The organism is Mycobacterium sp. M26 (assembly GCF_001494595.1).
Taxonomy (GTDB): Bacteria; Actinomycetota; Actinomycetes; order Mycobacteriales; family Mycobacteriaceae; genus Mycobacterium.
Genome location: NZ_LN929908.1, coordinates 3,552,560 through 3,579,176, shown reverse-complemented (window position 1 = coordinate 3,579,176; position 26,617 = coordinate 3,552,560). Strand labels below are relative to the sequence as shown.

Here is a 26,617-nt window from a genome sequence, read left to right as displayed (position 1 = left end):
GGCGGGTACCGACAAGCTCAGCGGCGCGCGGATCCGGTCAGCGACTGTCCACCGGGGGCCTGCAGCAGGCAGATCACGGTGCTCGGGTACGGGTTGTTGGACGTGCGGTCCTGCTCGGAGTCGATGAGGTAGCTGATCGTGTATGGCCCGCCGCCGGTGTAGGCCGTCAACCCGGCACCGCATTGCTGGTTGCCGACGTCGGTCAGCGCGTCGTTGACCGGAATGGGCGCCCGCAGAAACGTTTCGGCCTGATGGGGCGCGGCACAGTCGATCACGGTCACCATCACCACGGCCGGGTCGCTGGGCGGCGGGTCGGCCAGGCAATCACCGGGCTGTAGATCCACCCAGCGCACGGTGCGCTGGACCGGAGCGGCGGCCACCGTCGTGCTGGCAGTCGTGGGCGTCGAGGACGCAGTGGAGGACGTCGGGCTCGGCGTTGCGGTGGTGTCCGGGCGGGCGCCGCACGCCGCGAGCATCAGTGCACACCCGACCACCACCCACCCGATGCCTCGCATACCGCCGTGTTTACCCGACGGCGCCGCCCGGGTACAGAACCTGTTCGAAGGGGGTCGTGGTGTGTCCTGCCGGTGAGCAGGCCCGATCCAGGAGTAACCGATATGACGTGGAAAAACATCGCCGCGGCCGGCGTGCTGGCGGCGGCCGCACTCGGCTTCGCAGCCGGTGCTGCACACGCGGACCCGCCTGGCCAGCCCGGACCGCCGTGGATTCCCGGCGGCCCTGGGGTGAACGTCGGCGCACCAGGTAATCCGCTGCCGCCCGGGCAGGGCTATCTGCCGCCGCCCGGACACCGCGGAGACATCGACGGTGTGATTCCGGTGTGGGCACCCCCGCCGCCCCCGCCGCCGGTGTGGGCGCCGTGGCTGCCGGTGGTGTGGAACCCCGACCTGCCCGCGTGGGGTGTCTGGTGGAACGGCGGCTTCATCCAGCTCTGAGGCTTTAGTCGTCGCTGCTGAGTCGATCAGCGAGAAACGCCAGCAGGCGCGGATCGTCGGAGATGATCCGATCCACCTCCTCGCCGCCGTCGCAGCGATAGAGCCCCACCGTCACCGAAGCGCCGTGGCGGGCGATCACCGACCAGCGGGCCCCGGCATCCTGCCAGCGCTGCAATACCGCTACCGCATCATCGCCCACCAGCCCATGATGCCCGTGCCATGATGCGAGGCATGCGAATCGGCCTGCACGCACTGGGTATCGGTTCGGGCTCCGAGCGGGCCGTCATCGAGACCGTCGCTCGCGCCGCCGAGACGCACGGCTTCGTCACCTTGTGGTCCGGTGAGCACGTGGTCATGGTCGACGACTCCGCGTCGCGTTACCCGTACGCCGACGACGGACAGATCGCGGTTCCGGCGGTCGCCGACTGGATCGACCCGATGATCGGGCTGTCCTTCGCGGCGGCGGCGACCACCAGCATCGGGCTGGCGACCGGCGTGCTGCTGCTGCCGGAGCACAACCCGGTGATCGTCGCCAAGCAGGCTGCCAGCCTCGACAAGCTCAGTGGCGGCCGGTTCTCGCTGGGCATCGGAATCGGTTGGTCGCGTGAGGAATTCGATGCCCTCGGTGTTCCCTTCGAACGCCGGGCCGCTCGCACCGCCGACTACGTCGCGGCTATGCGCACGCTGTGGCGCGACGATGTTGCCACGTACACCGGTGAATTCGCCTCCTTTGCCGGAATCCGGGTGAACCCCAAACCGGTGCGTGATCGGCGGATCCCAATTCTGTTGGGCGGCAACAGTGAGCCCGCGCTGCGCCGGGTCGCGCAGTGGGGTGACGGGTGGTACGGGTTCAACCTGCGTGACTGCGACGACGTCGCCGACAAGCTCGGCACGCTGGCCGCCTTCTGCGCGCAGGCCGGCCGCGACATCGGTGATCTGTACGTCGCCGTTGCCCTGGTCGATCCGCACCCGTCTGATGCCGGGCGGCTGGCAGAGTTAGGCGTGGACGAACTCGTTCTGGTGGCCTCGCCGCCGGAGGATGCGACGCAGGCTGCAGAATGGGTGGGGGGTCTCGCCGCAGTGTGGCAGTGAGGGGGAGTCGTGGACACCTGGGTGGCGGTCGCGGTCGCAGCGATTTTCGTGTGGCTGGGCATGGTGCTGGCCATTTCGTTCCTCGAAGCACCGTTGAAGTTCCGTGCGCCCGGCGTGACGATCCCGCTGGGCCTGGGCATCGGGCGGCTGGTGTTCCGGGCGCTCAACGCGTGCGAGATCGTGCTGGCGGCGGTGGTCGTCGTGGCGCTGGTGGTGGGCCGGCCCAGTGGCGCGATCACAGCGGCGGCGCTGGTGGCCATCGGTGCGCTGCTCGTCCAGGTGATCGGGGTGCGCCCGGCGCTGACGCGCCGCTCGGATGCGGTGCTCGCTGACGCCGGCCAGGCCGAGTCCGGTCGTTCGCATGCCCACTTCGTCTATGTCGGGTTCGAGGTCGTCAAGGTGGCGGCCCTGCTGGTCGGCGGCGTCCTGCTGCTCGGCGCGTGAATCTTCGGAGGTTGTGATGGAATTCGTGTCCCTGTCCCAGCTCGCCGACGAGCACCTCAGTGCGGCGCGGTCGGCCAAGAGCGGCCGGTCGGCCCACACCGTGCACGGCGGGCATGATCATCAGCTTCGGCAGACCCTGATCGCCCTGGCGGCCGGATCGGATCTCAGCGAGCACCAGAGCCCGGGGGAAACCACCCTGCAGGTGTTGCGCGGTCACGTCCAGCTCAGCACCGCCGACGACAGCTGGGACGGCCTGCCGGGCGATCTGCTGGTGGTGCCGCGGGAGCGCCACGGCCTGCACGCCGCCGACGACTCGGTGATCCTGCTGACCGTGCTGGCCGACAGCTAGTAACGGTAGTCGGCCAGATCGGTGGCGCCGCGGCGCTGTCCGCCGTCGAGCATCAACAGCGCGGGCACCATCTCGCAGGTCACCAGGCCATGGGTGCCCGTCACCTCATCGATCAGGTCGAAGCACCCGGCGATGACCTCGGGGGTGTCGACGACGATCGTGGTCACCGGCACCTGGCGGCCGTACTGGATGAGCTTGTCGCCGTGCGGCTTGTGGTCGCCGTGGAAACCCCAGATGCCGCGCAATACCGTTGCGCCGCTGACAGTCTCGGACTCCCAGAGCTTGCGCACCAGCGCACGGTGGATCGGGGCGCCGTCGTAGTGACTGGACTCCGAGGTGTAGATCATCAGCTTCTGGCGTAGTTCGCGGCCGTGGGCGTCGACCGCGGGCAGTGCTGGTGGACGGTCCAGCAACTGGCCGTCGCGTTTGCACACCCGGACCCGCTCGACGGTGACCAGCGGCTGATACAGCACGGCTTCAAGGCCGGGGAGTACCTGCTGCACCTGCGCGCTGGTGCCGATCGCGATGATCATGATCGGCACGTCGACATTGCGGCTGAAGAAGTGAGCGCGGCGGCGGTGGCCGTGGGCGGTGCCGTCGACGCCGAGGAACACGGTGGCGCCGGCGAACCCGCTCTGGTGCAGCAGATCGCACACCGCGTAGTAGCCCGGCTGGCCGTTCACCCGGCGCCGCCGGCCGATATAGATCGTGAGCTTGACGGCGTCGCCGTCGGGCAGCGGAGCCTGTGCCAGATCACTGCTGAGCAGGTGTGCCCGTTCCAGGGTGATCAGACCCCGCGGGGTCATCTCGACCGCCTCGGCGATCAGCGCACCGATCACCTCCTCGGTGTCCACGGCGGCCAGTGCCACCGGCGGATCCTCCGAGAGGGTCAGCGACTCGTCGCTGCGAATGACATGGCGCGGGCCGAAACTGGCGATCCCGCGCAGCAGCACGCTGGCGGCCACCTCGTGCTCGTCGTACATGTCGAGCAGGGCCTCGGCCAGGAACTGTGAGCCCGCCCGTGCGCGCTCACCGAAATAGGTGGTCAGCTTGAGATAGGTCATAACAGGCTCGCGATCCACTGGCCGAGCATGGCGGCGGGCAGACCCAGCGCCACGCTGACGACGAGGTTGGCCACCGCCGGCTTGATCTGCCGCTCCTCGGTGAGGCGCTGCGTTTCCAGCATCCAGGTGGAGAAGGTGGTGTAGGCGCCGACGAACGCGGTGCCGGCCAGCAGGGCGGCTGCGTGGCTGAGCGTCAGCCCGGTGATGAACCCCAGCAAGACCGCACCGGAGATGTTGACGGTCAGGGTGCCGAACGGGAAGGACCGCGCCGCGCGGCGGGCGACGGCCTTGTCGACCATGAAGCGGGCCACCGATCCGAGCCCGCCGATGACCAGCACACCGGCCCACACCGCGACGTTCATGCCCGGATCCTGACCCGGCGCACCATGACCGTCGCGGCGTAGACCGCCAGCAGGCCGGCGGCGATGCTGGCCGCGGTGTAGCCGACCGCCAGACCGTAGTGCTGGTGCTCGATCATCCGCACCGTCTCGACCTGCATGGTGGAGAACGTCGTCAACCCGCCGCACAGGCCGGTGCCCAGCAGTGGGCGGCGGTAGCTCGAGACCGGCAACCGCTCCAGCAGGCGGGTGGTGAAGTAGCCCAGCAGGAACGCCCCGACGATGTTGACCACGAAGGTGGGCCAGGGCCAGTGGGCCGGATCGGGGACAGCCAGGGTGGCCAGCGCCGCGCGGGCGGCGGTGCCGATCGCGCCGCCGGCGAAGACCGCCGCCAATTCGCGGTTGTCATGGCCGAACACGGGCTACCCCCTTAACCGTCAGTGAATCCGCGAGCCAGTATCGCCCGTGGCGGGCAGAATTGGGTCCCATGGCGGCTAACCCCCGCGCCGGTAAGCCGGCGCTTCCCGAAGACCTTGTCGATCTGCCCCATCTGGTCACCGCGTACTACACGGTGCAACCGGACCCGGACAACATCGACCAGCAGGTCGTGTTCGGCACCTCGGGTCATCGGGGCTCCAGTCTGGACGGGGCGTTCAACGAGGCGCACATTCTGGCCACCACGCAAGCGATTGTGGAGTACCGAGCTGGGCAGGGCACCACCGGGCCACTGTTCATCGGTCGCGACACCCACGGACTGTCCGAACCGGCCTGGGTGTCGGCGCTGGAAGTGCTGGCCGCCAACGATGTTGTGGCGCTGATCGATTCGGCCGACCGCTATACCCCGACCCCGGCCGTCAGCCACGCGATCCTGGCCTACAACCGGGGCCGCAGCAGCGATCTGGCCGACGGCATCGTCGTCACCCCGTCGCACAACCCGCCGCGTGATGGCGGGTTCAAGTACAACCCGCTTAACGGTGGCCCGGCCGACACCGATGCCACCGGCGCAATCGCCAAGCGCGCCAACGAGATCCTGCGCGGGGGCCTGGCCGAGGTGAAGCGTATTCCCCTGGCCCGGGCATTGCAGACCGCGCAGCGCCACGACTACCTCGACGCGTACATCACCGACCTACCCAACGTCGTGGACATCCACGCCATCCGCGCCGAGAAGATCCGGATCGGGGCCGACCCGCTGGGTGGGGCCAGCGTCGACTACTGGGGTGCGATCGCCGAACGGCACAACCTGGATCTGACGGTGGTCAACCCGCTGGTCGACGCCACCTGGCGATTCATGACCCTGGACACCGACGGCAAGATCCGGATGGACTGCAGCTCACCCAATGCGATGGCCTCGCTGATCGCCAACCGGGATGCCTACCAGATCGCCACCGGCAATGACGCCGACTCCGACCGGCACGGCATCGTCACCCCTGACGGTGGCCTGATGAACCCCAACCACTACCTGGCGGTGGCGATCGACTATCTGTACTCGCACCGGCCGGACTGGCCGGGCAGCGTGGCGGTGGGCAAGACCGCGGTGAGCTCCTCGATCATCGACCGGGTGGTGGCCGGGCTGGGCCGCAAGCTGATCGAGGTGCCGGTTGGGTTCAAGTGGTTCGTCGACGGATTGATCAGCGGCACAATCGGTTTCGGCGGCGAGGAGTCGGCGGGAGCATCGTTCCTGCGCCGCGACGGTTCGGTGTGGACTACCGACAAGGACGGCATCATCCTGGCGCTGTTGGCCTCGGAGATCCAGGCCGTCACCGGTAGCTCGCCCTCGCAGCGCTATGCGGAGCTGGCCGCCAAGTACGGGGCGCCGGTCTACGCCCGGGTGGATGCGCCGGCCAACCGGGAGCAGAAGGCCCGGCTGTCCAAACTGTCCCCGGATCAGGTCAGCGCCACCGAACTGGCCGGTGAACCGATCACCGCCAAGCTCACCACCGCACCCGGTAACGGCGCCGCGCTCGGCGGGTTGAAGGTGACCACGGCAGACGGCTGGTTCGCCGCACGCCCGTCGGGCACCGAGGACGTCTACAAGATCTACGCCGAGTCTTTCAAGGGTCCCGAGCATCTGGCGGAGGTCCAGGAAGCGGCCCGGGAAGTGGTGAATACAGTCATCTCGTGAGTTCCGTCGCCGAGGGGGACTGTCCCGCTGATGAAGTAGAGGACAGGCTTCCGCGTGAGGTCTGGGTCCTGATCGCGGCCAACGTCGTCATCGCCCTCGGTTATGGGGTGGTGGCGCCGGTGCTGCCGCACTTCGCCCGCAACTTCGGCGTCAGCATCAGCGCGGCCACCTTCGTCATCACGGCCTTCGCGTTGATGCGGCTGCTGTTCGCCCCGGCATCGGGCATGTTGGTGCAGCGGCTGGGGGAGCGGCCGATCTACGTCAGCGGCCTGATCATCGTCGCGTTGTCGACGGGCGCCTGCGCGTTCGCTCACACCTACTGGCAGCTGCTGGTGTTCCGGGCGCTGGGCGGGATCGGCTCGACGATGTTCTTCGTCTCGGCACTGGGCCTGATGATCCGGATCAGCCCACACAACGCCCGCGGCCGGGTGGCCGGCATGTTCTCCAGTGCCTTCCTGGTGGGCTCGGTGGCCGGCCCCCTGCTGGGCAGCCTCACCGTGGGGCTGGGGCTGGCCGCACCCTTCCTCATCTACGGCGCGGCCCTGCTGATCGCCGCCACAGTGGTGTTCATCAGCCTGCGTCACTCCCAGCTGGCCGCGCCGGCCCCAAGCGATGAGCTGACCGTCACGGTGCGCGTCGCCCTGCGCCACCCGGCCTACCGGGCGGCGCTGCTGTCGAACTTCGCCACCGGGTGGTCGGCTTTCGGGCTGCGGGTGGCATTGGTGCCGCTGTTCGTCACCGAGGCGCTGCACCGCGGGCCGGGGATCGCCGGTGCGGCGGTGGCCACCTTCGCGGCCGGCAATGTGGCCGCAGTGATCCCGTCGGGCCGGTTCTCCGACCGCACCGGGCGCCGGCCGCTGCTGATCACCGGCCTGGCGATCTCCGGGCTGACGACCGCGGTGGTGGGCGCGGCGACGTCGCTGCCGCTGTTCCTGGCCGGGGCGTTCGTGGCGGGTGCGGCCACCGGCGTGTTCACCTCGCCGCAGCAGGCCGCGGTGGCCGACATCATCGGCAAGTCCCGCGGCGGCACGGCAGTGGCGACGTTCCAGATGATGTCGGACCTGGGGTCGATTATCGGCTCGCTGGGGGTGGGACAGATCGCCCAGCACCTGTCCTACGAGTGGGCGTTCGCGCTCAGTGGGGTGATTCTGGTGCTGGCCTCGGTGGGGTGGATGTTCGCCCCCGAAACCCGGGATCGCCCGCCGCTGGAGCCCACCCCGGCGCGCCCGCTGGGGCCGGAGGCGGCCGGCGAGCTGCCGTAGTTCGGCGCCTGCCGCCGAGACTGCATTCACGCCGGAAAAGTGCGAGTAGCGGTCTGCAGGAGTTCAATCTGGGCATTCCCAGCCGCGCTGACCAGCGATTTTGAGGGGCACGTGCCGGTGGTGTAACTTCGATGGGCACGACGGGGCTATGGCGCAGTTGGTAGCGCACCACACTGGCAGTGTGGGGGTCAGGGGTTCGAATCCCCTTAGCTCCACGTTTGAGGGAACCCGCTTCGACACCGTCGAGGCGGGTTTTCTTGTTTCAGCCGCGCAGCGTCGCCTCGATCTCGGTCAGCGTGTCCCAGCTGCGCCCGGCTGAGGCGAAAACCCGAAGTGGCCATATTTGCGGACAGGCACATGCTCCGGATGGGAAGCTAGCGCCGATGCGCCGACGACTTCTCTGCGTGCCCCTGACGACAGCCGCGCTTGTGCTATTCCTTCCGGCCGCGCCCGCGACGGCTGTTGAGGCCTGGGAGTGCGACGTCATGGTGCCCGCAGCCAACCGCATCGAGACGGCGCTGAACATGGTGTCGCCCGGTGGGACTCCGTTCTATGTCGCCGGCCAACTCCGCAACGCACTGTCGCCGCTCTATGGGTTGACGGTGCCTAGCTCTATCGACCTGCGAATCCGCTCCGACATGGTGGCCGCCCAGATCGACAACTCCGACCCCTACCGGCCGGCGAACCCGGAACAGATGGCCAGTGATCTGGCCAAAGCCCGGCAGAATCTGGTTGCGGTCCGCGCTGACTGCGCGCCCTGACTCAGCGGCCCGCGGGCCGGTGCCGCAGCGACAAGCGCTGTGCCCCAGGCCAAATCGCCATCGCGGCGGGGGAGGCGCAGAAGAAGTCCTCGGCCTGGTAGACGTCCATGTCGATGGCGTGCAGCCCGTCTTCCTGGTGTGCCCGGCAGTTCACCGTGAGCACCTGATGGGTGTCGGGATCCACCTGCTCGACTTCGATGGTGATCACCACCACCAGCGTGTAACCGGCACCGGTCGGCAGATAGAAGGTGAGATCGCGGGCCGTGAACGCTCCGCCGTTGCTCACCGCGTACCCGTCGCTGGGGTAGACGGCCTGGCCGACCATCTGGGTGCGCTCGTAGTGCCGCCGGTCGCCGGGTGCTCGCCACACCGAGAACCGGGTGTTGGGGCTGCCGTTGAAGATGTTCTGCCCCATGGGAATGATCAGTTCCTCGCGGCCATCACCGTCGACGTCCTCCAGGCCCACACCACCTGGGCTCGACGGCTCCAGCAGTTCGTTGATGGTCTGCACCACCGCACCGGCCGAGTCGGTGACGGTCACCTTCACCGCTCGCGGCTCGGGCAGCTCCGGCGCGCTCCAGTAGTTCACCGCGAAATCGAGGTCACCGGAATGCAGGGTGCAGTCCACTTTCGGCGTCTGGCCGCTCGGGGTGATCACCGCCCCGCTCTGCGGGCACGGCGGCAGCGTGGTATCGGCGGTGGCCTTGTGGGACAACGCAACCGACGTGAACACCAGCGCCACCGCCAGCGGCAGAGCAAGCCGCTTCACACCACTCAGCCCTTCGGAGCCGGCTTGGTGGGCGCGGGCGGCGGCGGGGCTGGAGCCCCCGGCAACTGCTGCTCCGTGGCCTGCTGAGTTCCGGTCTCCGGGCCGATGTCGGTGACCTGCCAACCGTCACCGGCCTTGGCGACAGTGACGCGCAGCAGGATGATCGACACCTTCGGAGTGGGGTTCTGCAGATTGCGGGTGGTCTGATGCGCCGATACCACCACCTGGTACGTGCCGTCGGGTTGCAGCACCGGATCGGTGGCCAGCACCTCGCCGCTGGAGCTCACCTGCGCCTGCAGCATGATGCTCTTCAGCAGGTCGGTGGCGTTGACGTACTTGTCCTTGAGTGGTTGTGACACACCGTCTTCCACCGACCGGAAGAAGGCGTCCGGGTCTTCGAAGGTGTACGTCAGCGATTTCAGCGCGTACTCCTTGGCAAGCTTGGCCGCGGCTTCGCGATCGGCCTGGACCTGCCGCGCCTGGGTGAGTTCCCGGGCCACCTGCTGATACTTGATGAACCCGAACGCCCCGCCGCCGATCGCGGCGATCAGCAGAACGGCGGCCACCCACTTCCAGGGCTGTCTGCTCGTGGCGGCCTGCGCGGGCTTCTCCGGCTCCGCAGTCTCCACGGTCTCGGGCTTGTCGGCGTCCGCGGTGTCTTCGGCCTTGTCCTCGGCTTTGTCGTCACCGCTCGGTGAGGTAGTCATTGTCGTTCTTTCTACGCTAGTGCGCCGTTCACTGTCCCTGGTGCCACTCGGGAACGTTGAGTTGGATCCGCAGGGCGCCCTGATCGTTGAAGGTGGACTCCCAGAAGTCCAGCCAGTGTCCGGCGTCGATCTTGATGTCGTGCAGCGGGGCCACCGCCGGCTGCAGCACGGTGGTGAACGTGCTCAGCGGTTCGGCCAGCATGTCCATGTATTCGCTGATCTTGGCGATCAGCACACCACCGGGGTCGTCGGGTCCCAGCAGACCCGACCCGCTGTAGGACAGATTCTCGAACTCCTTGACCAGGCGCAGGAACGCCGGCACCGACTTCGGCAGCAGCTTGCCGGTCTCGCTGATCACCTGGCCGGCATTAAGGTCGCCCAGATTGGTGGTCAGCGTCGAGATATTGCTGAACAGGGTGGTCAGGATCTGCTTGTCGTCGTGGACCACCTTGGCCGCCAAACCGGCTGTGGTGGCCAGTGAGTCGAGGGTGCCGTCGTTGCCCTCCAGCGCTCCCGAGACATTGGTGACGATGGTGCGCAGGTCTTCGGGGTTCAACGCCGAGATCAGCGCGTTGGCTTTGGTGAGTAGTTCACTGCCGGTGACCATCGGTGCCACCCGGTCCGGTGAGATCACCGCGCCGTCGGTGAAGAACGGCGGCGCAATGATCTTCGGCTTGAAGTCCACGTACTGCTCACCGGCCGCCGACAGGTTCTCCACCGCGATCGCACTGCTGGCGGGTACCTGGTTAGCCTGATCGATGTCCATCGACACCGCCAGGCCGGTGGCCGTGGTGCGGATTCCGGTCACCTTGCCGATCTTGATGCCGCGCATCGTCACATCGGACGTCGGCAGCAGGCCGCCGGAAGTGTTGAGCATCAACGTCAGTCGGGTGACCTTCTTGGCCGGGTTGACATCGAGCACACCGATCGACATGTACAGCGCACCGAGCAGCGTCATCACCGCCAGGATGATCATGGTGGTACGCGCGTTGAACTTCACGGCAGCAGTCCCATCGTCCGCATCGCCGAGACCGCCTGGTCCGCCTTGTCCGCGGGATCGACGCCCTCGTTGTCGCTCGGCGGCCGCAGTTCGGTGATGGTGTAGCGCGGTCCGCCCTTACCGAAGAACGGAATCAGCTTGTCGCGCACCATCGCATTGAGCTTGTCGGCGATCACCGGGATCGTGGTGTCGACGGTCGCCATCGACCCGATCAATGGCGTCATGTTGGACAGCATCTGCATGATGTCCCCGGTCACCGGGTTAATGACCTCGCCGCCGAGCTTGCCGAGATCCTTGGAGTCGGCCACCAGTTTGAGGATGCCCAGCGTGACCGCCGACAGGCCGGCCGCCTTCGCCGGTCCCTCGGTCACCAGGCGGTTGAACACCGCGGTATTGGCGGCCAGGCTGGCGCTGATGTTCTCCAGGCTCAACAGGATTCCGCTCATCGTCTCCTGATTGGACGCCAGGTCGTTGAGGATCCCGCCGATCGTGGTCTGGATGTGGGTCAGCTCGTTGGGGTCTTTGGGGAAGGCTTTGTTGGCGTCGATGACGGCGTCCTGCAAGGTGCCGATCGCACCCCCGGCCATCAGGTTCGACACCGACCGCAGCACATCCTCGACGTTGGTGGCTGGCGCGGTCTGGCTCAGCGGAATGGTGTCGCCGTTGCCCAGTTGCGCGGTCGACGGCTTCGCCGGCGGCAGCAGCGCGATGTAGATGTCACCGAGCGGGGTGGCCTGGCGTAGTTCGGCCCGGGTGTTGTCGGCGAGTTTCGTGTCCCCGGCGATGTCCACATAGGCGACCGCCGTCGAACCGTCCAGGGCAACGTGATCCAGGACGCCGACCTGAATGCCGCCGGTATCCACCTTGGCTCGCGCGGGAAGGTTCAGCGCACTGGAGAATTCGATCTTCAGCCGGTACGGGTCGGCGGGGGAGTAGGCGCCCGGAACCGGTAGTCGGGTGGGATCCAGCGAGCACGCCGAGGCCAGGGTGAGGGCCAACGCCGCCAACACCGCGAAACCGCTCCGCATCCAACGCTTCATCCGCCCAGCGCCGCCCCGAGGATCAGGTCGGTGAGCCCGAGAGTCACCGGGTCCGAGGAACTTCCCGACGCGCATGCCGCCGCCGCACCGGGGGTGTGGCGCTGCTGCAGCACCTGACAGATGGCACCGGCCTGGGTGGGGGCGATCGCCACCTGCGGCGGGATGTAGGTGACGTTGTGGGTGCCCCAGGACGACTCGTAGATGTCGGACATCCAATTGCTGAACTGCGGCCAGGAATTGATCATCGCCAGGATCGCCGGGGTATGACGGTTGAGCACGTCACGGATCCAGGGAATCAGCTTGTCGCTGATGTTGTGGTAGATCCGCGGCGCCAGCCGGGTGCTGGCCTCGACGAGGATCGGCAGCAGATGCGAGACGCGGGCCAACGCCTCAGACAGGTTGTCGGACAGCGACTCGATCAAGACCACAGTGGTGGGCAGGGTCTGGATCACCGAGGCGAAGCTGTCCCAGTTCTTCAGGAAGTCCGAGGTCAGGATCTCGGCGTTCTCGAACAGACCGCGGTAGGTCGAGTCCGCCTTGTACGGGTCGGCCAGCATCGTCACCAGATTGCGCAACGTCTGGTTGAGGGCCTCACCGGATCCCTCCAGCGAGCGGCTGGCCGCCCGCAGGCTGTCGTTGATGGCCTGCACACCGGGAGCCTGGGATGCGTCCTTGCCCGGGTGCGGGCCCAGCACGGTGTCGGCGAGATTGCTGACCGCGGTAAAGGTTTCGCTGACGCTGATCGGGGTCCGGGTGTTGGCCAGCTTGATGCAGCCCGGGCCGGTGAACTTCGGGCCACCGGTGTAGGCCTTGGTCAGCTCGATATGGCGGTCGGTGACGATCGATTGCGAGTAGGTGACCACGCCGACGTCGGCGGGCAGGTCCAGATCGGCGGGCACGGTGAAGTCGACCTGGACATGGTCGGGCTTGTTCACAATCGCCGTCGTCGAGCCCACGTCGATGCCCAGCAGGGCCACCTTGTTTCCGGTGTACAAGCCGACCGCGTCGGTGAGCTCGGCGCACATGGCCTTGGTGTTGTTCACCTGCGGCAGCACCATTTTCGCCCCCGTGACGGCCGCCACCGTCACCACCGCGACGACACCCAGCGCCACCGCCGCCCCCAACGGTGAGCGCAGTCGCGAGCGCAGCTTCGAGAGCACTGTCATCTCAGCAGTCCCTCATGATGCTCGGCAGGCACAGGTCCTGGCCGGGGACCAGATAGTTGCCCTCGTCGATCTTCACGCCGTTGCCGCTGAGCATCGGCATCACGATGCGCAGCAGCTGACCCATCGCGTCACCGGCCTTGCCCAGTTGGTCGGGGTGGGCGTGCAGGTGGTCGATGATGTCGTCGATCCCGTTGACCACCGGCTCGAGCTCACGCGCATACGCCGTGGTGATGCGGTCCATGATGCGTGCCAATTCGTTGATGAGCCCGAAGAATTCGACGATGTCGACAGCCTTCGAGGTGTACATCTTGCCCAGGATGTCGAACTGCTGGAAGAACGTGATGAGCTGATTTCGGCCCGCGGCCATCGCCCGCAGACTGTCGTTGGCGAAGTCCAGGCTGCGGTGGAAGTCATCGGTGGAATCGCTCAGCGTGGTGGTCAGCTCGTTGGCCGACTGCAGCAGGTTGCGGATCGCGTCGGGATACTTGTTGGCGGCGTTGGCCACTTCAGCGAAGGTGTCGTGGATGACATTGCCGTCGACTTCTTTGATGACTGGGGTCGCCGCCTGGATGATGTCATTGACCTCGAACGGCAGCGTAACCCGTTGCGGGGGAATCACCGCACGCCCCAACGGCCGACCGCCCTTGGGATCCAGCGCCACATAGTGGCCGCCGAGCGGGGTCAGCAACTTGACGTCCAGCGTGGAGTCCGACCCGACGCTCACCGTTTTGTCGACGTCGAACGTCATCTCCACCACCGCACCGGCCAACCGCACCCCGGTGACCTTGCCGACCGTGATCCCGGCGATGCGAACCTGGTCGCCGGCGCGCACGCCGGCCGAGTTCGTCAGGTGCGCGGTATAGCTGCTCTGGTTGGTCGGGTTGAGGTAGGCCGCGGCGGTGGCCGCCAGTGCCGCCACGATGAGGATCACCCCGAGGATGCCCTGGCGACGGCTGCGGGTGGCTGCCGCGCGCTCGTCGAGAAGCCCGGCCCGCGGACCCAGCCACGTCTCGAGTTCGAGTTTCTTGCCGACGGCACTGAGCCGGTTGCGCAGCGTCATGGCTTGCACACCACCAGGTTCTGTTCGGCGAAGGACACCTGGCCGATACCCGGCAGGGTGACTTCGCCGTTGGAGCAGGTGAACGTCGGCGTCGCGGGCTGGTCGTCGATCAGCGTGTCACGCACCCCCTGGATCAGCGAGGGCACCAGTGACAGGCCCGCGATGATCGTCGGGGTCTGCGGCCACATCCGGGCGGTCAGGTCGTACATCGGCACCGTCTGCCCGTCGAACGTGCGCTCGATGTACTGCAGGATGTGGGTGGTGTTGCGCAGCACCGGCAGCCCGGAGTCCAACGCGCTGCGGAACTCTTCGGCCTTCGAACCGAACTGCGTCAGAATGTCATTCAGCGTGGCGATCAACTGGAACAGCTGCTGGGACTTGCCGCCGAGATCCTGGGAGATCGAACTCAGGTTGTGGATGATCGCGGTGATGACGGCCTTGCGGTCGGTAGCCAACCGGGAGATCACGTCGAGATCGTGCAGGAACGGCCCGACACCGTTCTCGTCGCCCTGGATCAGGCGCAGCAGGTTCTCGCCCAGCAGGTTGAATTGCGCCGGGTCGACGGTCTGGAAGATCGGCCGGAAACCGTTGAACAGCTTGGCCACATCGAAGGACGGGATGGTCTGCCCGAGGGGGATGTCGCCGCCGGCCGGTATCCGCTTGTCCGGTTTGGCGGGCTGGATCAGTTCGACGTAGCGCTGACCGATCAGGCTCTGGTAGCGCACCGCGGCAACGGTGTTGGTGAACACCGGCTGGTTGTCCTGGGCGGTGAAGTCGACCTTGGCGATCCGGCCGTCGAGCCGGATGGTCTCGACCTTGCCCACCTGCACCCCGGAGATGCGGACGTCGTCGCCGACGTAGAGGCCGGAGACATCGGTGAACGCCGCGGTGTAGCGCGAGGCCGTCCCGGTGACGGGCGAACGTAGCGCGGTGACCACGATCAGCGTGCACACCACGGCGATGGCACTGAAGATCGTCAGCCAGACCACGGCTTTGGTGACACTTCTCATCCGCCGGCCCCCTGCGGTGCGGGCGGCGCGGCCCCGGGATCCAGCGCGGCCGGCAGGCCCGGCATGGTGTCCATGATGACCTCGATCTGCAGCCGGACTTTGCCGTTGATCATCGGGAACGCCGCACTCGTGCGGTCGATCAGCCCCGAGAGCCGGTCGTAGGCGGGGCCCAGGCTACCCAGGGTGTAAGCGGTGGGCAGCAGCACATTGCGCATCGCGTCGACGAACGGGACGATCCACGACACGTTGCGCGCGAAGACGGCGTCGGCGTCGTAGAGCAGTTTGGCTGACTGATCGAGGATCACATTGACCCGCTGCACGCCTTCGGGCTGGGCCAGGAACGACATGCCGTTGAGCAGGTCGTAGGCCAGGCTGATCAGCGGCATGGCGTCGCTGGCTCCGTTAGCCACCGAGGCGAACACCGAAAGCGATTGCGAGAACGGAACCTTCTGCGAGTCGGCCAGCATCTTGGCCAGGTCGAAGAACGAGCGCGTCACCGGCTCGGTCAGGTCGGAATGCCGGCTCACCACCGCGATGATGTGTTCGACATCGGCGGAGTCCACGATCTGGCCCAGTTGCTGGCCTTGGCGCAACAGACCGGTGATGGACGTGGGCGGGACATCGGAGTTGATCAGCAGGGTCTGGTCCGGCCGCAGCCTCGCGCCCTGCCCGGTGCTCACCAGTTCCACCGCCGCGAGCCCGAAGGTGTTGGACGACACGAACTTCGCGGTCGTGTCGGCCGCCAGCGCGGTGGCCTGGTCCGGCTCGAGTTCCAGCGTCATCTTCTGCTTGTTGTAACCGGTGGTCTGCAGGGTGCCGACCGATCCGATGGTCAGACCGCGGAACTTCACTTCGGCGCCGGGTGTCAAACCCTCACCGAGGGTGTCGGCGACCACGGTCAGATTGAACGTCTTGGTGTAGCCACCGGTGCCCAGCTGGTAGAGCCCGATCCCGGCGATCCCGAGCACCACCGCGGCGATCACCCCGCGGATGCGCAACTTGCGCGAACTCGGCGCACGCGCGCCTTGGTCAGCAGACAACGACATGACTATCCAGAAATCCGAACCCCTGGGCTGTTACCCCAGAACAGCAGGGTGAGCACCATGTCGGCGGCCACCACGGTGACGATGCTGGCGCGGATGGCCCGGCCGGAGGCCCGGCCGACGCCTTCCGGACCGCCCTCGGCGTAGTAGCCGTGATAGCAGTGGATGGCGATGATCAGCGTGACGAAGATAGCGGCCTTGAGCACCGAGAACACCACGTCGGAGGGCTGCAGGAACGAGTCGAAGTAGTGGTAGTAGGTGCCCGAGGACTGCCCGTGCAGCACGTTGACCACCACCACACAGGACAGGTAACTCAGCGCCAGCGTCACCACGTAGAGCGGGACGATGGTCAGCATGCCGGCGATGACGCGGGTGGTGACGACGAACGGGATCGACCGGATGCCCAGCGCCTCCAGCGCGTCGATCTCCTCGGAGATGCGCATCGCACCGATTTCGGCGGTCATCCGGCAACCGGCCTGCGCCGCGAATCCGATCCCGGCGATCATCGGGGCCATCTCGCGGGTGTTGGCGTAGGCGGAGACGAATCCGGTGAGCGGACCCATGCCCACCATGTCCAGGGCGCCGTAGCCCTCGATGCCCACCGAGCCGCCGACCGCGGCGCCCATGAACACCAGCACGCCGATCGTGCCGCCGCCGACGATCAGTGAGCCGTTGCCCCACATGATGTCGACCAGCAGCACCCCGGTCTGATGCCGGTAGTGCTTGATGGTCGTGGGGATGGCGCCGAGCACCTGGCCGAGGAACGTGACCTGATGGCCGAGGCGCTGGACGATCGAATCGCCCTGGCCGGCAACCCACAGCGGGGCGCGCAACGCGTTGGGGACATACCGCGACGGTGTCGCCATCAGCCCACTCTCAGCGGCATCGACATCGACAGACCCTGGGTGATCAGAAGGTTGAGGCCGAACACGGCGACCACACCGATGACCACCGAGGCGTTGACCGCGTCGGCGACCCCGCGCGCGCCGCCCTTGGTCTCCAGGCCGCGCTGGCAGGCCACGAGGATCACGACGATGCCGAACAACCAGGTCTTGATGACGGCCACCACGACGTCGGTGACGCTGGCGAACGACGCGAACGAGGCGATGTAGCTGCCCGGGGTGCCGGACTGGAAGCCGACGTTGATCGCGTAGCCGGCGGCCAGGCCCATGAAGATGATGAACGAGCACAACACCGGGGCGACGAAGACGATCGCCGCCAGCCGTGGGGTGACCAGCCGCTGGATCGGGTCGACACCCATGACGCGCAGGGCGTCGACTTCTTCGCGAATGGTTCGGGTGCCCAGGTCGGTGGCCACCGCCGATCCGGCCGCCCCGCCCAGCAGCAGTGCGGCGACGATCGGCGCGCCCTGGCGGATCACCCCTAGACCACCGGCCGCGCCGGAGACCGACGAGGCGCCCACCTGGGAGATGAAGTTGCCGACCTGCACGGCCACGATGACGCCGAACGGGATGGACACCAGCAGGGCCGGGATGGCCGTGACGCTGATGATGAACCAGGCCTGGTTGATCGTGTCGCGCCACGGATGCCGCAGCCGGACCAGGTCCTTGGCGAGGTGCACGAACGCCAGCACCCCGAGCTCGAAGAACCGGCCGAGTGTCTTCAGGGAGGAGTCGAACTGGTTGATGCCGTAGCGCATCGGCCGGCCAAGCGGACCGTTCAGCAACGTGCTCAGCAGGCTGGCGGCGGCCGCCGGTGCGGCGGCGGGCTGATCCTGCGAGCCCTGCGTGGCGAGATCGACGGTGTCGTCGGCAGCGTGGTCGTCGGTATCGGGCGTGGGGATGTCGTCGATGCCGACGGCATCGTCGACATCGACGTCCACGTCTACATCCACATCAACGTCGACTAGTTCGACGCAGGGGAGTGCAGTGCCTTCCGTCTCAGCCGCTGTCGCGTCATCGACACCTGCGGTCAACGGCCGGCACCTCCTTCAATGCGGTCACGCCTTCTCCCTGGCAAAGATGCGAGCTTATTGACGCGGGGTCACCCGTACTTCTGGGTATGTGCGTTCTAACAGTGTCAGCAAGCATCTGTTCATCGAAGCAATTGAGTGTGACGTAGGCCTCAATTAAGAGTCAAGCGGGGGTACTGCTGGGTGCCACGAGCATGAGGACTAGGTCAAAGTTGGCTGTGAACCGCGGCCACTCGGTACCGCCGGTCCCGGTTTGTGACGCGTGTGACGACAAAAAATCGTCGGCACCGCCTGCTGCCAGCGAAGCCTCGCCGGGAGACAATGGCCGGCGAGGACATATGACCGCAGCCGAACCTCGATGGATGCTTTTGCACGGGGCACCGCTCGATCCCGCTGGGTGGGACGAGGTGCGCCGTCATCTTCCGATGGCCACCGTTGCTCCCGACCTGAACCGCGACTTTCCGCCCGCGACGCTGCAGCGCGATCTGGCCGCTGCCGTGCTGGCCGAAGAACCCGACGGCCCGCTGGTAGTGGTGGGGCATTCGTTGGGTGGTCAGGTGGCACTGGAGATGGCTCTGCTGGCGCCCGACCGCATCACGCGACTGATTCTGGTGTGCACCCGCGACGTGCCGGTGCCGGAGTTTCACGAGGCCGCCCGTGCGCTGCGCGACGGTGGTGCCGTCGATGTCGAGGCCGCGATCCGGCGGTGGTTCACTGCTGACGAGGTCGCCGAGGCCGGTCCGGTGGTGCGCTACGCACGGGATCGCCTTGCCGCCGTGCCACCGCGGTCCTACGCGACCATGCTGCAGGCGCTGGCGAGCTATGACCGTCGCGTTGAGGTGGGCGCTATCGACGTGCCCGCGGTCCTGCTGTGCGGGCGACTGGACCTCGGGTGCACGCCGGAGGTGATGGCCACGTTGGCCGCCGACCTGCCGGGCGCGTCGCTACACGTGATCGATGGCTGGGCGCACATGTCGCCGTTCGCCGATCCGGCCGATTTCGCCCGCCGACTGCTCGCCGCCGGCGAGGCAGCTATCTGACTGGGTCAGGCCGTTCCGCCGGTCCCGCCGGTGCCCCCGGTTCCGCCCGCGCCGCCTTGGCGTCCGCTGGCGGCGTGACCGCTGGACCCGGACTGGCCGGACGTGCCTGCGGTCCCGGTTCCGCTGGTGCCGCCGGTTCCGCCGGTGCCGCCCTGACCGCCTGAGCCGCCGGTACCTGCCACGCCGGATCCCCCGCTGGTGCCGGGGGTCCCGGACAGGAAGGTGCGCCCGCCGGTGCCGCCCTTACCGCCGTTGCCGCCGTCGCCGCCGGCTCCACCTCCACCGCCGGTGCCGCCGGTGCCGCCATCACCGGCAGTTCCGGTTGCATACATGCTTGTGCCCCCGGTGCCGCCGGTGCCGCCCTGGCCGCCGGTGGCACCGGTCCCGCCGTTGGCGCCATTGCCACCCTGGCCGCCGTTGCCGCCGTCGCCGCCGAACAGACCACCGCGGCCGCCGTTACCACCGGCTCCGCCGTCGCCGCCGGTCCCGCCGGTGGCGCCGACGCCACCGGTGCCGCCGGTGCCGCCGTCGCCCGCGATACCGAGCGCTCCCCAGGTGACGCCGCCGGTGCCGCCCTGGCCGCCGGATGCGCCCGTGCCGCCGACGCCGCCGGTGCCACCGTTGCCACTGATCGATATCCCGGTCGAGCCGACACTGGCCACGCCGCCGGTGCCGCCCTGACCGCCCGGCCCGCCGAATGCGCCCGCACCGCCGGTGCCGCCGTTACCACCGGTGGCGTTGCCGTAGAAGCTGAATGCCCATCCGCCGGGACCACCGGCGCCACCGATCGGGGTGACGAACAAGAAGTTGTACTGGCCGCCGGGGGCGCCGGTTCCGCCGTCGCCCCCCACCTGATCGTCGTAACCGCTCGCGCTGTAGCCCCAGCTACCCGCGTTGGCAAAGCTACCGTTGACCGTTGCCGTGTTCACGCCTGCGGATCCGGGGATGCCGTCAGCGCCGTTGCCGCCGTCGCCACCATTACCCCAGAACAGTCCGCCGTTGCCGCCGCGGCCGCCGGCCTGACCCAGGGTGGTGGCGTTGCCGCCATTGCCGCCGTTGCCGAACAACCCCGCGTCGCCACCGGTGCCGCCGTTGGCGCCGTCGCCGCCGTTGCCCCAGAGCAGACCGCCACGGCCGCCGTTGCACGCCGAGCCGACGCAGTTGGAGGCCGCATCCAAGCCGTCGCCGATCAAACCAAGGAAGGGGCCGTTACTCGTGATGGTCAAGGCGGCCTGGGCCCTGTTCGCTGACACGGTGGTGGTCGCGGCAGGGGCGGGGGTCCGGGCCGAGTGGCCGCTGGTGCACTGGCCGGACGCGGTCACGACGCAGCCGGAATCCGGAGGCGCGGCGGTGGCAGTGGCGGCCATGAACACGCTGCCGCCGATGACGGCGGCTCCGGAGATTCCGGTCATGACGACGACACGGGGCAGTGCGCGCAATCTCCCGGAGGACACGCCCGTCTCCTCTCGCGCAACATCCGGCCCGAAGTCGGGCGCCCCCCATGGTTTCCGACGTCGTTACAGTATGTTGCGACGAGCCGAATGCCTAGCATTTCAGCAAATTATTTCAGCGGCAATGACCTGCGAAAAAACGGATCCTGCGCGACGTATTGGTCAAAATGCGAAGCATGGTGCAGCTGTGGCTAATTCATCAGCCGTGGTGAGCCCATTGCGGTAACGGGCGTTAGGCGAAAAGTTCGCACCGTGGTGTGTACTTCTGGGGTGGACGCCAATACGCGGCTCGCGGCCGAACGCAACCGGCTGGCATTGGAGCGGACCTTGATGGCGTGGACGCGTACCAGCACCTCGCTGATCGCGTTCGGCTTCACGATCTACCAGATCTTCCGGTACCTGTCGGAAAACGATCGGCTGCGCGACCCCTATGTCAGCCCGCAGATCTTCGGCTTCGCGATGATCGTGGTCGGGCTGGCGGCACTCATCCTCGGCTGGATTCAGCACCGTCAGGAGTTGCGGGCACTGAAGGCCGAATTCGGCCCGATGCGGTACTCGATCGCCTCGATCGTGGCCGCCATGATCGCCGGGCTGGGCGTGGTCGCCCTGCTCGGCGTGGCGTTGCGAATGTGAGCCGGAACTACTCCAGCACGAAAACCGGGATCAGCCGGTCGGTCTTGGTCTGGTACTCGGCGTAGGGCGGGTAGGCCTCGACGGCCAGCTTCCACCAGTGCTCGCGCTCCTCGCCGGAGATTTCCCGGGCGGTCAGGGTGAACACCTTGTCGCCGTCCTGGGCGGTCACGGTCGGGTGGGCCTTAACGTTGAAGTACCACGAGGGGTGCGCCGGGTCGCCGCCCTTGGACGCCACCATGGCGTAGCGGCCGTTCTCCTCGACGCGCATCAGCGGCACATAACGCTTCTTGCCGGACTTCGCCCCGGTGGTGGTGAACAGCACGACCGGGCGGCCCATGATATCCACGCCGTCGGTGGTGCCCTGCTTGAGGATCTGCTCGGTCTGCTCGCGTACCCAGTCGGTGGGGCTCAGTTCTGCGTCAGTCATGGCCCGCTCAACACTACCGGCGGTGCGGCTATTCCCGGTAGGGCTAACCTGCCGTCATGACAGTCGCCCGCATGCAGGTCGCCGTCCTCGACGACTATCAGAACGTCGCGCTGCAGATGGCGGACTGGACGCCGGTGACCGAACGTGCCGACCTGACCGTCTTCACCGATCACCTCTGGGATCCCGACGAACTGGTCGAGCGGCTGGCCGGCTTCGATGTGGTGATGGTGATGAGGGAACGAACACCGTTGCCGCGCAGCATCATCGAACGTCTTCCCCGGCTGAAGATGATCGCCTCCACCGGTCCCTTCAACGCCTCGATCGACATGGCCGCTGCGCAGGAACGGGGCATTGTGGTCGGCACCACCGGCGGCACGGTGGCCTCCACGGTGGAGTTGACGTGGGCGCTCATCCTGGCCGCCGCGCGCAACCTGGTGGGCGAGAGCGCCTCGGTGCGCGCCGGCGGCTGGCAGACGTCGGTGGGGCGTGAGCTGTCGGGCCGCACGCTGGGTGTGCTCGGGCTCGGGCGTATCGGCGCCCGCGTCGCCCGCATCGGTGAAGCCTTCGGCATGAAGGTCATCGCATGGAGCCAGAACCTCACCCCTGATGCGGCCGCCGAAGCCGGTGCCACCCTCGTCACCAAAAACGAACTGTTCGCCACCGCTGATGTCCTGACCATCCACATGAAGCTCAGTGAACGGTCCACCGGACTGGTCGGTGCGGCCGAACTCGGCATGATGAAGCCAACGGCGTTCCTGGTGAACACCTCTCGTGGTCCGATTGTCGACGAGGCGGCACTGATGGAGGCGCTGCAACGTCGGGCTATCGCCGGTGCAGCCCTCGACGTCTTCGATACCGAGCCGCTACCGGTCGGCCACCCGCTGCGCACACTCGACAACGTGCTGGCCACCCCGCATATCGGCTACGTCGCCGACCGTCCCTACCGGATCTTCTTCCGGGATGCGGTCGCGGCGATCTCGGGTTGGCTCGAGGGTCAGTAGGCGTCCGGATCCTGCTGCACGGCCACCGGCACCGGATGCTGGTAGAGCCGGGAGGCGTTCTCCCAGGTCACTTTCCGGATGATCTCGGCGGGCAGGCCGTGGATCTGCTCGCGGATGGTCTCCTGGGTGTGTGGCCAGGTGGAGTCGCAGTGCGGGTAGTCGGCCTCGAGCAGGATGTTGTCGGCACCGATCCGCTCGTACTGGATGAACGAGGACTGGTCCTCGACAGCGCAGAACCAGAAGTTGCGGCTGAACACCTCCGCCGGCGTCAGGGTCTCACCGAGCGCCTTCCAGGTGCCGTACATCTCGTGATAGCTCAGCATGTGGTCAAGCCGATCGAGAAGTCCTGCCACCCAACCGATTCCGCCTTCGGACAGGCAGATCTTCAGCTCCGGGTGGCGGGTGCACACCCCGGAGTACAGCCAGTCCACCGCTGCGGTGATGGCGTAGGCGAAGAACAGGACACCGGCGACGTCCGGTGGCGCGTCATCGGTGGTCGACGGCGAGGTTCCCGACGACCCGATGTGCAGATTCACCACGGTCCCGGTGTCGGCACAAGCGGCCAGTAGCGGCTCCCAATAGCCGGAGTGAATCGTCGGCAGGCCCAGCAGTGCGGGGTTCTCGCTGAACGTCACCGCGTGGAACCCGCGCTCGGCGTTCTCGTAGATCATCTTCGCGCCCACGTCAGGATCCAGCAGCCACGGCAGCTGGCAGGGGATGATCCGGTCCGGGTAGGCACCCGCCCAGGCCTCGATGTGCCAGTCATTCCAAGCCCGCACCGAGGCCATCGCCAGGTCACGGTCCTTGGTCACCTGCTGCAGCCGCTGGCCGGCGAATCCCGGAAGGAACGAGGGAAAGTTCAGCGAGGCATACACCCCGTTGAGGTCCATATCGGCCACCCGGGCGTGGATATCCCAGGCGCCGCGGCGCATCTCGTCGAACCGGGCCGGTTCGAAGCCGTACTCCGACACCGGCCGGCCCACCACCGCGTTGAAGCCGACGTTCGGCAGCGACTGCCCGTCATACATCCAGGTCTGGCCACCGTCGTCGGTGTCGACGACCCGCGGCGCCCGGTCGGCGAACTTGGCCGGCACCCGCCCCTCGAAGGTGTCCGGGGGTTCGACGATGTGGTCGTCGACGGAGATGACGGTGTAGTGCCGCGTGGCGCGCGGCGGGTCGGGAAGGAAGGTCACCGTCCGGTCGGCGCCGGTCTTGGCGGTGGTGAAGTTCAGGTTCGTCTGCAACTCGTCGATGGACGCCATGGGTCACGCTCCTTCAGTCGAGGACGGTGGGGTCGGCCTTGATGGTCATCCGGGCCGCGCCCGCCCAGTACACGTCGGCCGCCCGCTCGATCAGCGAGGCCTGCATGCCCACCATGTCGCCGCGGTTCATCTGCGAGGGCGTGCGCCCGGTGAGCATCACGTCGTAGGCCAGCCGGCACACCCGGTCGATGGACACCGCGCGGTAGACCGCGGCCGCCAGGTCGTGGCCGGTCGCGATCACGCCGTGGTTGGCCAGGATCACCAGATTCGCCGAACCGATCTGCTGGGCCAATTCTGCTGCGCGCCAAGGGGTGTCGATCTCACCGTCGTACTTGTCGACCAGATACATGTCGTCGAGGAACAGTGCGCCGGTTTGGTGAACCAGTTCGGGCAGCACGCCGAGGGCGGCGATCAGGCTGACGTAGTAGGGGTGATTGTGGATCACCACCCGCGCGTCGGGCCGATGCCGGTGGATCTCGGTGTGGATGTGGATCGCCGGGGTCACATCCCAGCGGCCGCGTACCACGTGGGCGTCCTCGTCGACCTCGCAGATGTCGGAGGCGGTGAGTTCGGCCCACCACAGCCCCCAGGGGTTGACATACATGTCGCTGTGCCCCTCGGGCTGCCAGGTGATGTGGCCGGCCATGTTCTCGGCGAACCCGGTGTCGGCGAGGTGGCGGAAGGCGATCGCCATCTTCTGCTCATCGGTCAGGTCGACACCGATCCGGGGAACCTTCGACGGCGCCCACACTCCCAATCCACCCTGTCGCACTTCTCCTTCGGTACTCATGATGTCTCCAGTGTCGATCGGATGAGCTCGCGAAGTTGGCCTTTGGCGATCTTGCCGCCGGAGGACCGTGGCAGCTCGTCGAGGATCTCCAGCCGCTCCGGCAGCAGTTCCTTGGACATGCCCTGGGCCAGCAGGTGCTCGACGAGGTCCGGCAGATCAAGCGTGTAGCCGTCCTTGAGTTCGGCGTACACGCACACCCGCTCGCCGAAGAGGGGATCGGGCATGGCCACCGCGGCGGCCACCGCCACCGCGGGGTGGGTGGCCACCACCTCCTCCACCTCGACGGCGCTGATGTTCTTGCCGCCGCGCAGGATGAAATCCGAAGTCCGTCCGGTCAGCCGCAGATAACCGTCGGCGTCCAGCTCGCAGATATCGCCCATCCGCATCCAGCCGTCCGGGGTGTACAGCTTGTCGTGGTCGACACCGCCCAGGTATCCCATGCTGAGTGCCGGTCCGCGGCAAACCGGTTGTCCGCGGCCGGATTCCGTCACGTCGGTGTCGCCGTCGAACAGCCGTACCTGCATCTCCGGGACGATGCGCCCGGCGGTGCGCAGCCGGTGATGCAGCGAGTCCTTGGTGGTCGTCGCGCTGAGCACACCGGTCTCGTTGGACCCGTAGAACTGCAGGATCGTCACCCCGGTGAGGTCTTCGAACTGGGCGGCCTGGGTGTAGGGCAGCGGCTCGCCACCGGTGAACACCACCCGCAAGCTGCTCAGGTCGTGCTCGCGGGAGGCGTCGCTGGCCAGGATCATCATCAGCTGGGTGCTGACACAGCACAGCACGCTGGCGCGGTGCCGTTCGATGGCCGCGCAGGTGGCTGCGGCGTCGAAGCGTTCGATGCGCACCGTCGTGGTGCCCAGATGGATGGGTGTGGTGTGTGAGGTCCACAGCCCGAAACCGAACGGGGTGGGGATGATCGGCAGGAACACGTCCTCGGCGGTGAGTTCGCCGTTCGCGACGGCCTTCAGGTGGAAGTAGTGCCAGCGGTTCTGGGTGTGCACCACACACTTGGGCAGACCGGTGGTGCCCGAGGTGGAGTTGATCAGGAACGGCTCGTCGGGTCCGACCGGGGACAGCGTCACCCCGGGGCCGGGCACGGTGTCGATCCGCAGGTCGCCGGTGGCGTCGAGAACCACCGCCTGCACCGACGTCTCGGCCGCGGCGGTCGCAGCCTGCTCGCGGCGGGGGGCGTCGCTGACCAGAACTGTCGGTGCGCTGCTGCGCAGGATGTGGGCGGCTTCGCGGTAGTGCCAGCGGTTCTGGGTGTGCCCCACACACTTGGGCAGGCCGGTGGTGCCCGAGGTGGAGTTGATCAGGAACGGCTCGTCGGGTCCGACCGGGGACAGCGTCACCCCGGGGCCGGGCACGGTGTCGATCCGCAGGTCGCCGGTGGCGTCGAGACCCACCGCCTGCACCGACGTCTCGGCCGCGGCGGTCGCAGCCTGCTCGCGGCGGGTGGCGTCGCTGACCAGAACTGTCGGTGCGCTGCTGCGCAGGATGTGGGCGGCTTCGCGGACCCCGGCCCGGGCGCCCAGGCCGACGGTGACGGCCCCGCAGCGTTCGATGGCCACCAGCAGCACGTGGATGGACGAGGTGTCGCCGTGCCACACCGCCACCCGATCACCCCGGGCGACGCCGAGTGCCTGGAGTTGAGCGGCCAGGTTGGTGGCGGCGGTGTCGAACTGCGACCAGGTCAGGACCTGCCCGGACCTGGCCGCCTCGAAGTCGATGTAGGCGGGTTTGTCGGGTACCGAGGCGGCGTGGCCGGCGACGAAGTCCGACAGGGTGGCGTCGGTCCACCAGCCCGCGGCGCGATACTGCGCGGCTTCGGCGCTCGTCGTGGCGGCAGCGTCGACGGCCATCGTCGCATCATAGGAAAGAGCGTTCGGGTTTGAGTCCG

30 protein-coding genes and 1 tRNA gene are annotated in these 26,617 nt (G+C 67.5%); 11 read left to right on the top strand and 20 right to left on the bottom strand.

Features of this window, described 5'->3' with window-relative positions; genetic code table 11:
* Nucleotides 1-17: 17 nt before the first annotated feature.
* The gene (locus BN3385_RS26465; protein WP_059021447.1) at nucleotides 18-515 is read right to left on the bottom strand and encodes a hypothetical protein; all 498 of its coding nucleotides are present in this window, start codon (nucleotides 513-515) and stop codon (nucleotides 18-20) included.
* 102 nt (nucleotides 516-617) lie between these two features.
* Between BN3385_RS26465 and BN3385_RS26460 the strand changes: the two genes are divergently transcribed.
* Nucleotides 618-953 (top strand): hypothetical protein, encoded by a 336-nt coding sequence (locus BN3385_RS26460; protein WP_059021445.1) that lies wholly within the window; start codon nucleotides 618-620, stop codon nucleotides 951-953.
* Nucleotides 954-957: 4 nt separating this feature from the next.
* Here BN3385_RS26460 and BN3385_RS26455 read toward each other — a convergent pair whose 3' ends face one another.
* A complete protein-coding gene (locus BN3385_RS26455; protein ID WP_059021443.1) occupies nucleotides 958-1,152 on the bottom strand; it encodes a hypothetical protein in 195 nt (64 codons plus the stop codon).
* A gap of 32 nt (nucleotides 1,153-1,184) precedes the next feature.
* Between BN3385_RS26455 and BN3385_RS26450 the strand changes: the two genes are divergently transcribed.
* The 3 genes from BN3385_RS26450 to BN3385_RS26440 are packed head-to-tail and all read left to right on the top strand — an operon-like array spanning nucleotide 1,185 to nucleotide 2,838.
* The gene (locus BN3385_RS26450; protein WP_059021441.1) at nucleotides 1,185-2,045 is read left to right on the top strand and encodes an LLM class F420-dependent oxidoreductase; all 861 of its coding nucleotides are present in this window, start codon (nucleotides 1,185-1,187) and stop codon (nucleotides 2,043-2,045) included.
* A 9-nt stretch (nucleotides 2,046-2,054) separates the two neighbouring features.
* Complete coding sequence (locus tag BN3385_RS26445) at nucleotides 2,055-2,489, top strand: hypothetical protein (RefSeq protein WP_059021439.1); 435 nt, start codon at nucleotides 2,055-2,057, stop codon at nucleotides 2,487-2,489.
* Nucleotides 2,490-2,505: 16 nt separating this feature from the next.
* The gene (locus BN3385_RS26440; protein ID WP_059021437.1) at nucleotides 2,506-2,838 is read left to right on the top strand and encodes a cupin domain-containing protein; all 333 of its coding nucleotides are present in this window, start codon (nucleotides 2,506-2,508) and stop codon (nucleotides 2,836-2,838) included.
* Here the strand turns inward: BN3385_RS26440 and BN3385_RS26435 are convergent.
* From BN3385_RS26435 to crcB (BN3385_RS26425), 3 genes are read right to left on the bottom strand one after another with little or no spacing between them, the layout of a single operon-like run.
* Entirely contained in the window at nucleotides 2,835-3,902 is a 1,068-nt protein-coding gene (locus BN3385_RS26435) for a DUF190 domain-containing protein (RefSeq protein WP_059021435.1), read from the bottom strand. The two genes, BN3385_RS26440 and BN3385_RS26435, sit on opposite strands and share 4 nt — an antisense overlap.
* A complete protein-coding gene (gene crcB / locus BN3385_RS26430; protein ID WP_059021433.1) occupies nucleotides 3,899-4,264 on the bottom strand; it encodes a fluoride efflux transporter CrcB in 366 nt (121 codons plus the stop codon). Before crcB (BN3385_RS26430) ends, BN3385_RS26435 begins: the two co-directional genes overlap by 4 nt.
* A complete protein-coding gene (gene crcB / locus BN3385_RS26425) occupies nucleotides 4,261-4,659 on the bottom strand; it encodes a fluoride efflux transporter CrcB (protein ID WP_059021431.1) in 399 nt (132 codons plus the stop codon). Before crcB (BN3385_RS26425) ends, crcB (BN3385_RS26430) begins: the two co-directional genes overlap by 4 nt.
* 68 nt (nucleotides 4,660-4,727) lie before the next feature.
* Between crcB (BN3385_RS26425) and pgm the strand changes: the two genes are divergently transcribed.
* The 4 genes from pgm to BN3385_RS26405 all read left to right on the top strand — a co-directional run bounded on the left by pgm (nucleotide 4,728) and on the right by BN3385_RS26405 (nucleotide 8,385).
* Nucleotides 4,728-6,362 (top strand): phosphoglucomutase (alpha-D-glucose-1,6-bisphosphate-dependent), encoded by a 1,635-nt coding sequence (gene pgm, locus BN3385_RS26420; RefSeq protein ID WP_059021430.1) that lies wholly within the window; start codon nucleotides 4,728-4,730, stop codon nucleotides 6,360-6,362.
* Nucleotides 6,359-7,624, top strand: a complete 1,266-nt coding sequence (locus tag BN3385_RS26415) for an MFS transporter (RefSeq protein ID WP_059021428.1) — start codon at nucleotides 6,359-6,361, stop codon at nucleotides 7,622-7,624. The genes pgm and BN3385_RS26415 overlap by 4 nt, the downstream gene beginning before the upstream one ends.
* Before the next feature lie 142 nt (nucleotides 7,625-7,766).
* Nucleotides 7,767-7,839, top strand: a tRNA-Ala gene (locus BN3385_RS26410).
* 213 nt (nucleotides 7,840-8,052) lie between these two features.
* Nucleotides 8,053-8,385, top strand: a complete 333-nt coding sequence (locus BN3385_RS26405; protein ID WP_231748823.1) for a hypothetical protein — start codon at nucleotides 8,053-8,055, stop codon at nucleotides 8,383-8,385.
* Nucleotide 8,386: 1 nt separating this feature from the next.
* Here BN3385_RS26405 and BN3385_RS26400 read toward each other — a convergent pair whose 3' ends face one another.
* From BN3385_RS26400 to BN3385_RS26355, 10 genes are all read right to left on the bottom strand, one after another.
* Complete coding sequence (locus tag BN3385_RS26400) at nucleotides 8,387-9,154, bottom strand: hypothetical protein (RefSeq protein ID WP_059021424.1); 768 nt, start codon at nucleotides 9,152-9,154, stop codon at nucleotides 8,387-8,389.
* Between the two features lie 5 nt (nucleotides 9,155-9,159).
* Nucleotides 9,160-9,861, bottom strand: a complete 702-nt coding sequence (locus tag BN3385_RS26395; RefSeq protein WP_059021422.1) for a hypothetical protein — start codon at nucleotides 9,859-9,861, stop codon at nucleotides 9,160-9,162.
* A 28-nt stretch (nucleotides 9,862-9,889) separates the two neighbouring features.
* Nucleotides 9,890-10,861, bottom strand: a complete 972-nt coding sequence (locus BN3385_RS26390) for an MlaD family protein (RefSeq protein ID WP_059021421.1) — start codon at nucleotides 10,859-10,861, stop codon at nucleotides 9,890-9,892.
* Entirely contained in the window at nucleotides 10,858-11,889 is a 1,032-nt protein-coding gene (locus tag BN3385_RS26385; RefSeq protein WP_197415278.1) for an MlaD family protein, read from the bottom strand. The genes BN3385_RS26390 and BN3385_RS26385 overlap by 4 nt, the downstream gene beginning before the upstream one ends.
* Nucleotides 11,890-11,897: 8 nt before the next feature.
* A complete protein-coding gene (locus tag BN3385_RS26380) occupies nucleotides 11,898-13,067 on the bottom strand; it encodes an MlaD family protein (RefSeq protein ID WP_059021417.1) in 1,170 nt (389 codons plus the stop codon).
* 1 nt (nucleotide 13,068) lies between these two features.
* On the bottom strand, nucleotides 13,069-14,127 hold the full coding sequence (locus BN3385_RS26375; RefSeq protein WP_082690660.1) for an MlaD family protein: 1,059 nt from the start codon (nucleotides 14,125-14,127) through the stop codon (nucleotides 13,069-13,071).
* The gene (locus tag BN3385_RS26370) at nucleotides 14,124-15,137 is read right to left on the bottom strand and encodes an MlaD family protein (protein WP_059021415.1); all 1,014 of its coding nucleotides are present in this window, start codon (nucleotides 15,135-15,137) and stop codon (nucleotides 14,124-14,126) included. The genes BN3385_RS26375 and BN3385_RS26370 overlap by 4 nt, the downstream gene beginning before the upstream one ends.
* Entirely contained in the window at nucleotides 15,134-16,117 is a 984-nt protein-coding gene (locus BN3385_RS26365) for an MlaD family protein (RefSeq protein WP_059022439.1), read from the bottom strand. The genes BN3385_RS26370 and BN3385_RS26365 overlap by 4 nt, the downstream gene beginning before the upstream one ends.
* Nucleotides 16,118-16,185: 68 nt before the next feature.
* Nucleotides 16,186-17,046, bottom strand: a complete 861-nt coding sequence (locus BN3385_RS26360; RefSeq protein ID WP_059021413.1) for an MlaE family ABC transporter permease — start codon at nucleotides 17,044-17,046, stop codon at nucleotides 16,186-16,188.
* Nucleotides 17,046-17,840: an MlaE family ABC transporter permease gene (locus tag BN3385_RS26355; RefSeq protein WP_156432973.1), complete on the bottom strand. Its 795-nt coding sequence runs from the start codon at nucleotides 17,838-17,840 to the stop codon at nucleotides 17,046-17,048. The genes BN3385_RS26360 and BN3385_RS26355 overlap by 1 nt, the downstream gene beginning before the upstream one ends.
* Nucleotides 17,841-18,307: 467 nt before the next feature.
* Here BN3385_RS26355 and BN3385_RS26350 point away from each other — a divergent pair, with 467 nt between their 5' ends.
* The gene (locus BN3385_RS26350; RefSeq protein WP_082690658.1) at nucleotides 18,308-19,153 is read left to right on the top strand and encodes an alpha/beta fold hydrolase; all 846 of its coding nucleotides are present in this window, start codon (nucleotides 18,308-18,310) and stop codon (nucleotides 19,151-19,153) included.
* Between the two features lie 5 nt (nucleotides 19,154-19,158).
* On the opposite strand, the gene BN3385_RS29270 is transcribed toward BN3385_RS26350, so the two are convergent.
* The gene (locus tag BN3385_RS29270) at nucleotides 19,159-20,607 is read right to left on the bottom strand and encodes a hypothetical protein (protein ID WP_197415277.1); all 1,449 of its coding nucleotides are present in this window, start codon (nucleotides 20,605-20,607) and stop codon (nucleotides 19,159-19,161) included.
* 267 nt (nucleotides 20,608-20,874) lie between these two features.
* Between BN3385_RS29270 and BN3385_RS26340 the strand changes: the two genes are divergently transcribed.
* Nucleotides 20,875-21,237 carry a YidH family protein gene (locus tag BN3385_RS26340; RefSeq protein ID WP_059021407.1) on the top strand — a complete coding sequence of 121 codons (363 nt, stop codon included), beginning with the start codon at nucleotides 20,875-20,877 and terminating at the stop codon, nucleotides 21,235-21,237.
* 7 nt (nucleotides 21,238-21,244) lie between these two features.
* On the opposite strand, the gene BN3385_RS26335 is transcribed toward BN3385_RS26340, so the two are convergent.
* Nucleotides 21,245-21,664, bottom strand: coding sequence for a nitroreductase family deazaflavin-dependent oxidoreductase (locus BN3385_RS26335; RefSeq protein ID WP_059021405.1), 420 nt, complete (start codon nucleotides 21,662-21,664; stop codon nucleotides 21,245-21,247).
* A 56-nt stretch (nucleotides 21,665-21,720) separates the two neighbouring features.
* On the opposite strand from BN3385_RS26335, the gene BN3385_RS26330 reads away from it, so the two are divergent.
* Nucleotides 21,721-22,665, top strand: coding sequence for a D-2-hydroxyacid dehydrogenase family protein (locus tag BN3385_RS26330; RefSeq protein WP_231748821.1), 945 nt, complete (start codon nucleotides 21,721-21,723; stop codon nucleotides 22,663-22,665).
* Here the strand turns inward: BN3385_RS26330 and BN3385_RS26325 are convergent.
* The 3 genes from BN3385_RS26325 to BN3385_RS26315 are packed head-to-tail and all read right to left on the bottom strand — an operon-like array spanning nucleotide 22,659 to nucleotide 26,579.
* Nucleotides 22,659-23,927, bottom strand: a complete 1,269-nt coding sequence (locus tag BN3385_RS26325; protein ID WP_059021403.1) for an amidohydrolase family protein — start codon at nucleotides 23,925-23,927, stop codon at nucleotides 22,659-22,661. The genes BN3385_RS26330 and BN3385_RS26325 overlap by 7 nt on opposite strands.
* A 13-nt stretch (nucleotides 23,928-23,940) precedes the next feature.
* Nucleotides 23,941-24,717, bottom strand: a complete 777-nt coding sequence (locus BN3385_RS26320) for a class II aldolase/adducin family protein (protein ID WP_059021401.1) — start codon at nucleotides 24,715-24,717, stop codon at nucleotides 23,941-23,943.
* The gene (locus BN3385_RS26315; RefSeq protein WP_082690657.1) at nucleotides 24,714-26,579 is read right to left on the bottom strand and encodes a class I adenylate-forming enzyme family protein; all 1,866 of its coding nucleotides are present in this window, start codon (nucleotides 26,577-26,579) and stop codon (nucleotides 24,714-24,716) included. The genes BN3385_RS26320 and BN3385_RS26315 overlap by 4 nt, the downstream gene beginning before the upstream one ends.
* Between the last annotated feature and the right edge of the window lie 38 nt (nucleotides 26,580-26,617).

What these genes read in the sequence shown, in the direction of transcription:
- BN3385_RS26435 (WP_059021435.1), bottom strand. Translation starts at nt 3,902, where the DNA reads ATGACCTATCTCAAGCTGACCACCTATTTCGGTGAGCGCGCACGGGCG.
- BN3385_RS26315 (WP_082690657.1), bottom strand. Translation starts at nt 26,579, where the DNA reads ATGGCCGTCGACGCTGCCGCCACGACGAGCGCCGAAGCCGCGCAGTAT.
- crcB (WP_059021433.1), bottom strand. Translation starts at nt 4,264, where the DNA reads ATGAACGTCGCGGTGTGGGCCGGTGTGCTGGTCATCGGCGGGCTCGGA.
- BN3385_RS26460 (WP_059021445.1), top strand. Translation starts at nt 618, where the DNA reads ATGACGTGGAAAAACATCGCCGCGGCCGGCGTGCTGGCGGCGGCCGCA.
- pgm (WP_059021430.1), top strand. Translation starts at nt 4,728, where the DNA reads ATGGCGGCTAACCCCCGCGCCGGTAAGCCGGCGCTTCCCGAAGACCTT.
- BN3385_RS26440 (WP_059021437.1), top strand. Translation starts at nt 2,506, where the DNA reads ATGGAATTCGTGTCCCTGTCCCAGCTCGCCGACGAGCACCTCAGTGCG.
- BN3385_RS26375 (WP_082690660.1), bottom strand. Translation starts at nt 14,127, where the DNA reads ATGACGCTGCGCAACCGGCTCAGTGCCGTCGGCAAGAAACTCGAACTC.
- BN3385_RS26360 (WP_059021413.1), bottom strand. Translation starts at nt 17,046, where the DNA reads ATGGCGACACCGTCGCGGTATGTCCCCAACGCGTTGCGCGCCCCGCTG.
- BN3385_RS26395 (WP_059021422.1), bottom strand. Translation starts at nt 9,861, where the DNA reads ATGACTACCTCACCGAGCGGTGACGACAAAGCCGAGGACAAGGCCGAA.
- BN3385_RS26380 (WP_059021417.1), bottom strand. Translation starts at nt 13,067, where the DNA reads ATGACAGTGCTCTCGAAGCTGCGCTCGCGACTGCGCTCACCGTTGGGG.
- BN3385_RS26335 (WP_059021405.1), bottom strand. Translation starts at nt 21,664, where the DNA reads ATGACTGACGCAGAACTGAGCCCCACCGACTGGGTACGCGAGCAGACC.
- BN3385_RS26385 (WP_197415278.1), bottom strand. Translation starts at nt 11,889, where the DNA reads ATGCGGAGCGGTTTCGCGGTGTTGGCGGCGTTGGCCCTCACCCTGGCC.
- BN3385_RS26350 (WP_082690658.1), top strand. Translation starts at nt 18,308, where the DNA reads ATGAGGACTAGGTCAAAGTTGGCTGTGAACCGCGGCCACTCGGTACCG.
- BN3385_RS26325 (WP_059021403.1), bottom strand. Translation starts at nt 23,927, where the DNA reads ATGGCGTCCATCGACGAGTTGCAGACGAACCTGAACTTCACCACCGCC.
- BN3385_RS26370 (WP_059021415.1), bottom strand. Translation starts at nt 15,137, where the DNA reads ATGAGAAGTGTCACCAAAGCCGTGGTCTGGCTGACGATCTTCAGTGCC.
- BN3385_RS26450 (WP_059021441.1), top strand. Translation starts at nt 1,185, where the DNA reads ATGCGAATCGGCCTGCACGCACTGGGTATCGGTTCGGGCTCCGAGCGG.
- BN3385_RS26465 (WP_059021447.1), bottom strand. Translation starts at nt 515, where the DNA reads ATGCGAGGCATCGGGTGGGTGGTGGTCGGGTGTGCACTGATGCTCGCG.
- BN3385_RS26355 (WP_156432973.1), bottom strand. Translation starts at nt 17,840, where the DNA reads ATGCGCTACGGCATCAACCAGTTCGACTCCTCCCTGAAGACACTCGGC.
- BN3385_RS26330 (WP_231748821.1), top strand. Translation starts at nt 21,721, where the DNA reads ATGACAGTCGCCCGCATGCAGGTCGCCGTCCTCGACGACTATCAGAAC.
- BN3385_RS26320 (WP_059021401.1), bottom strand. Translation starts at nt 24,717, where the DNA reads ATGAGTACCGAAGGAGAAGTGCGACAGGGTGGATTGGGAGTGTGGGCG.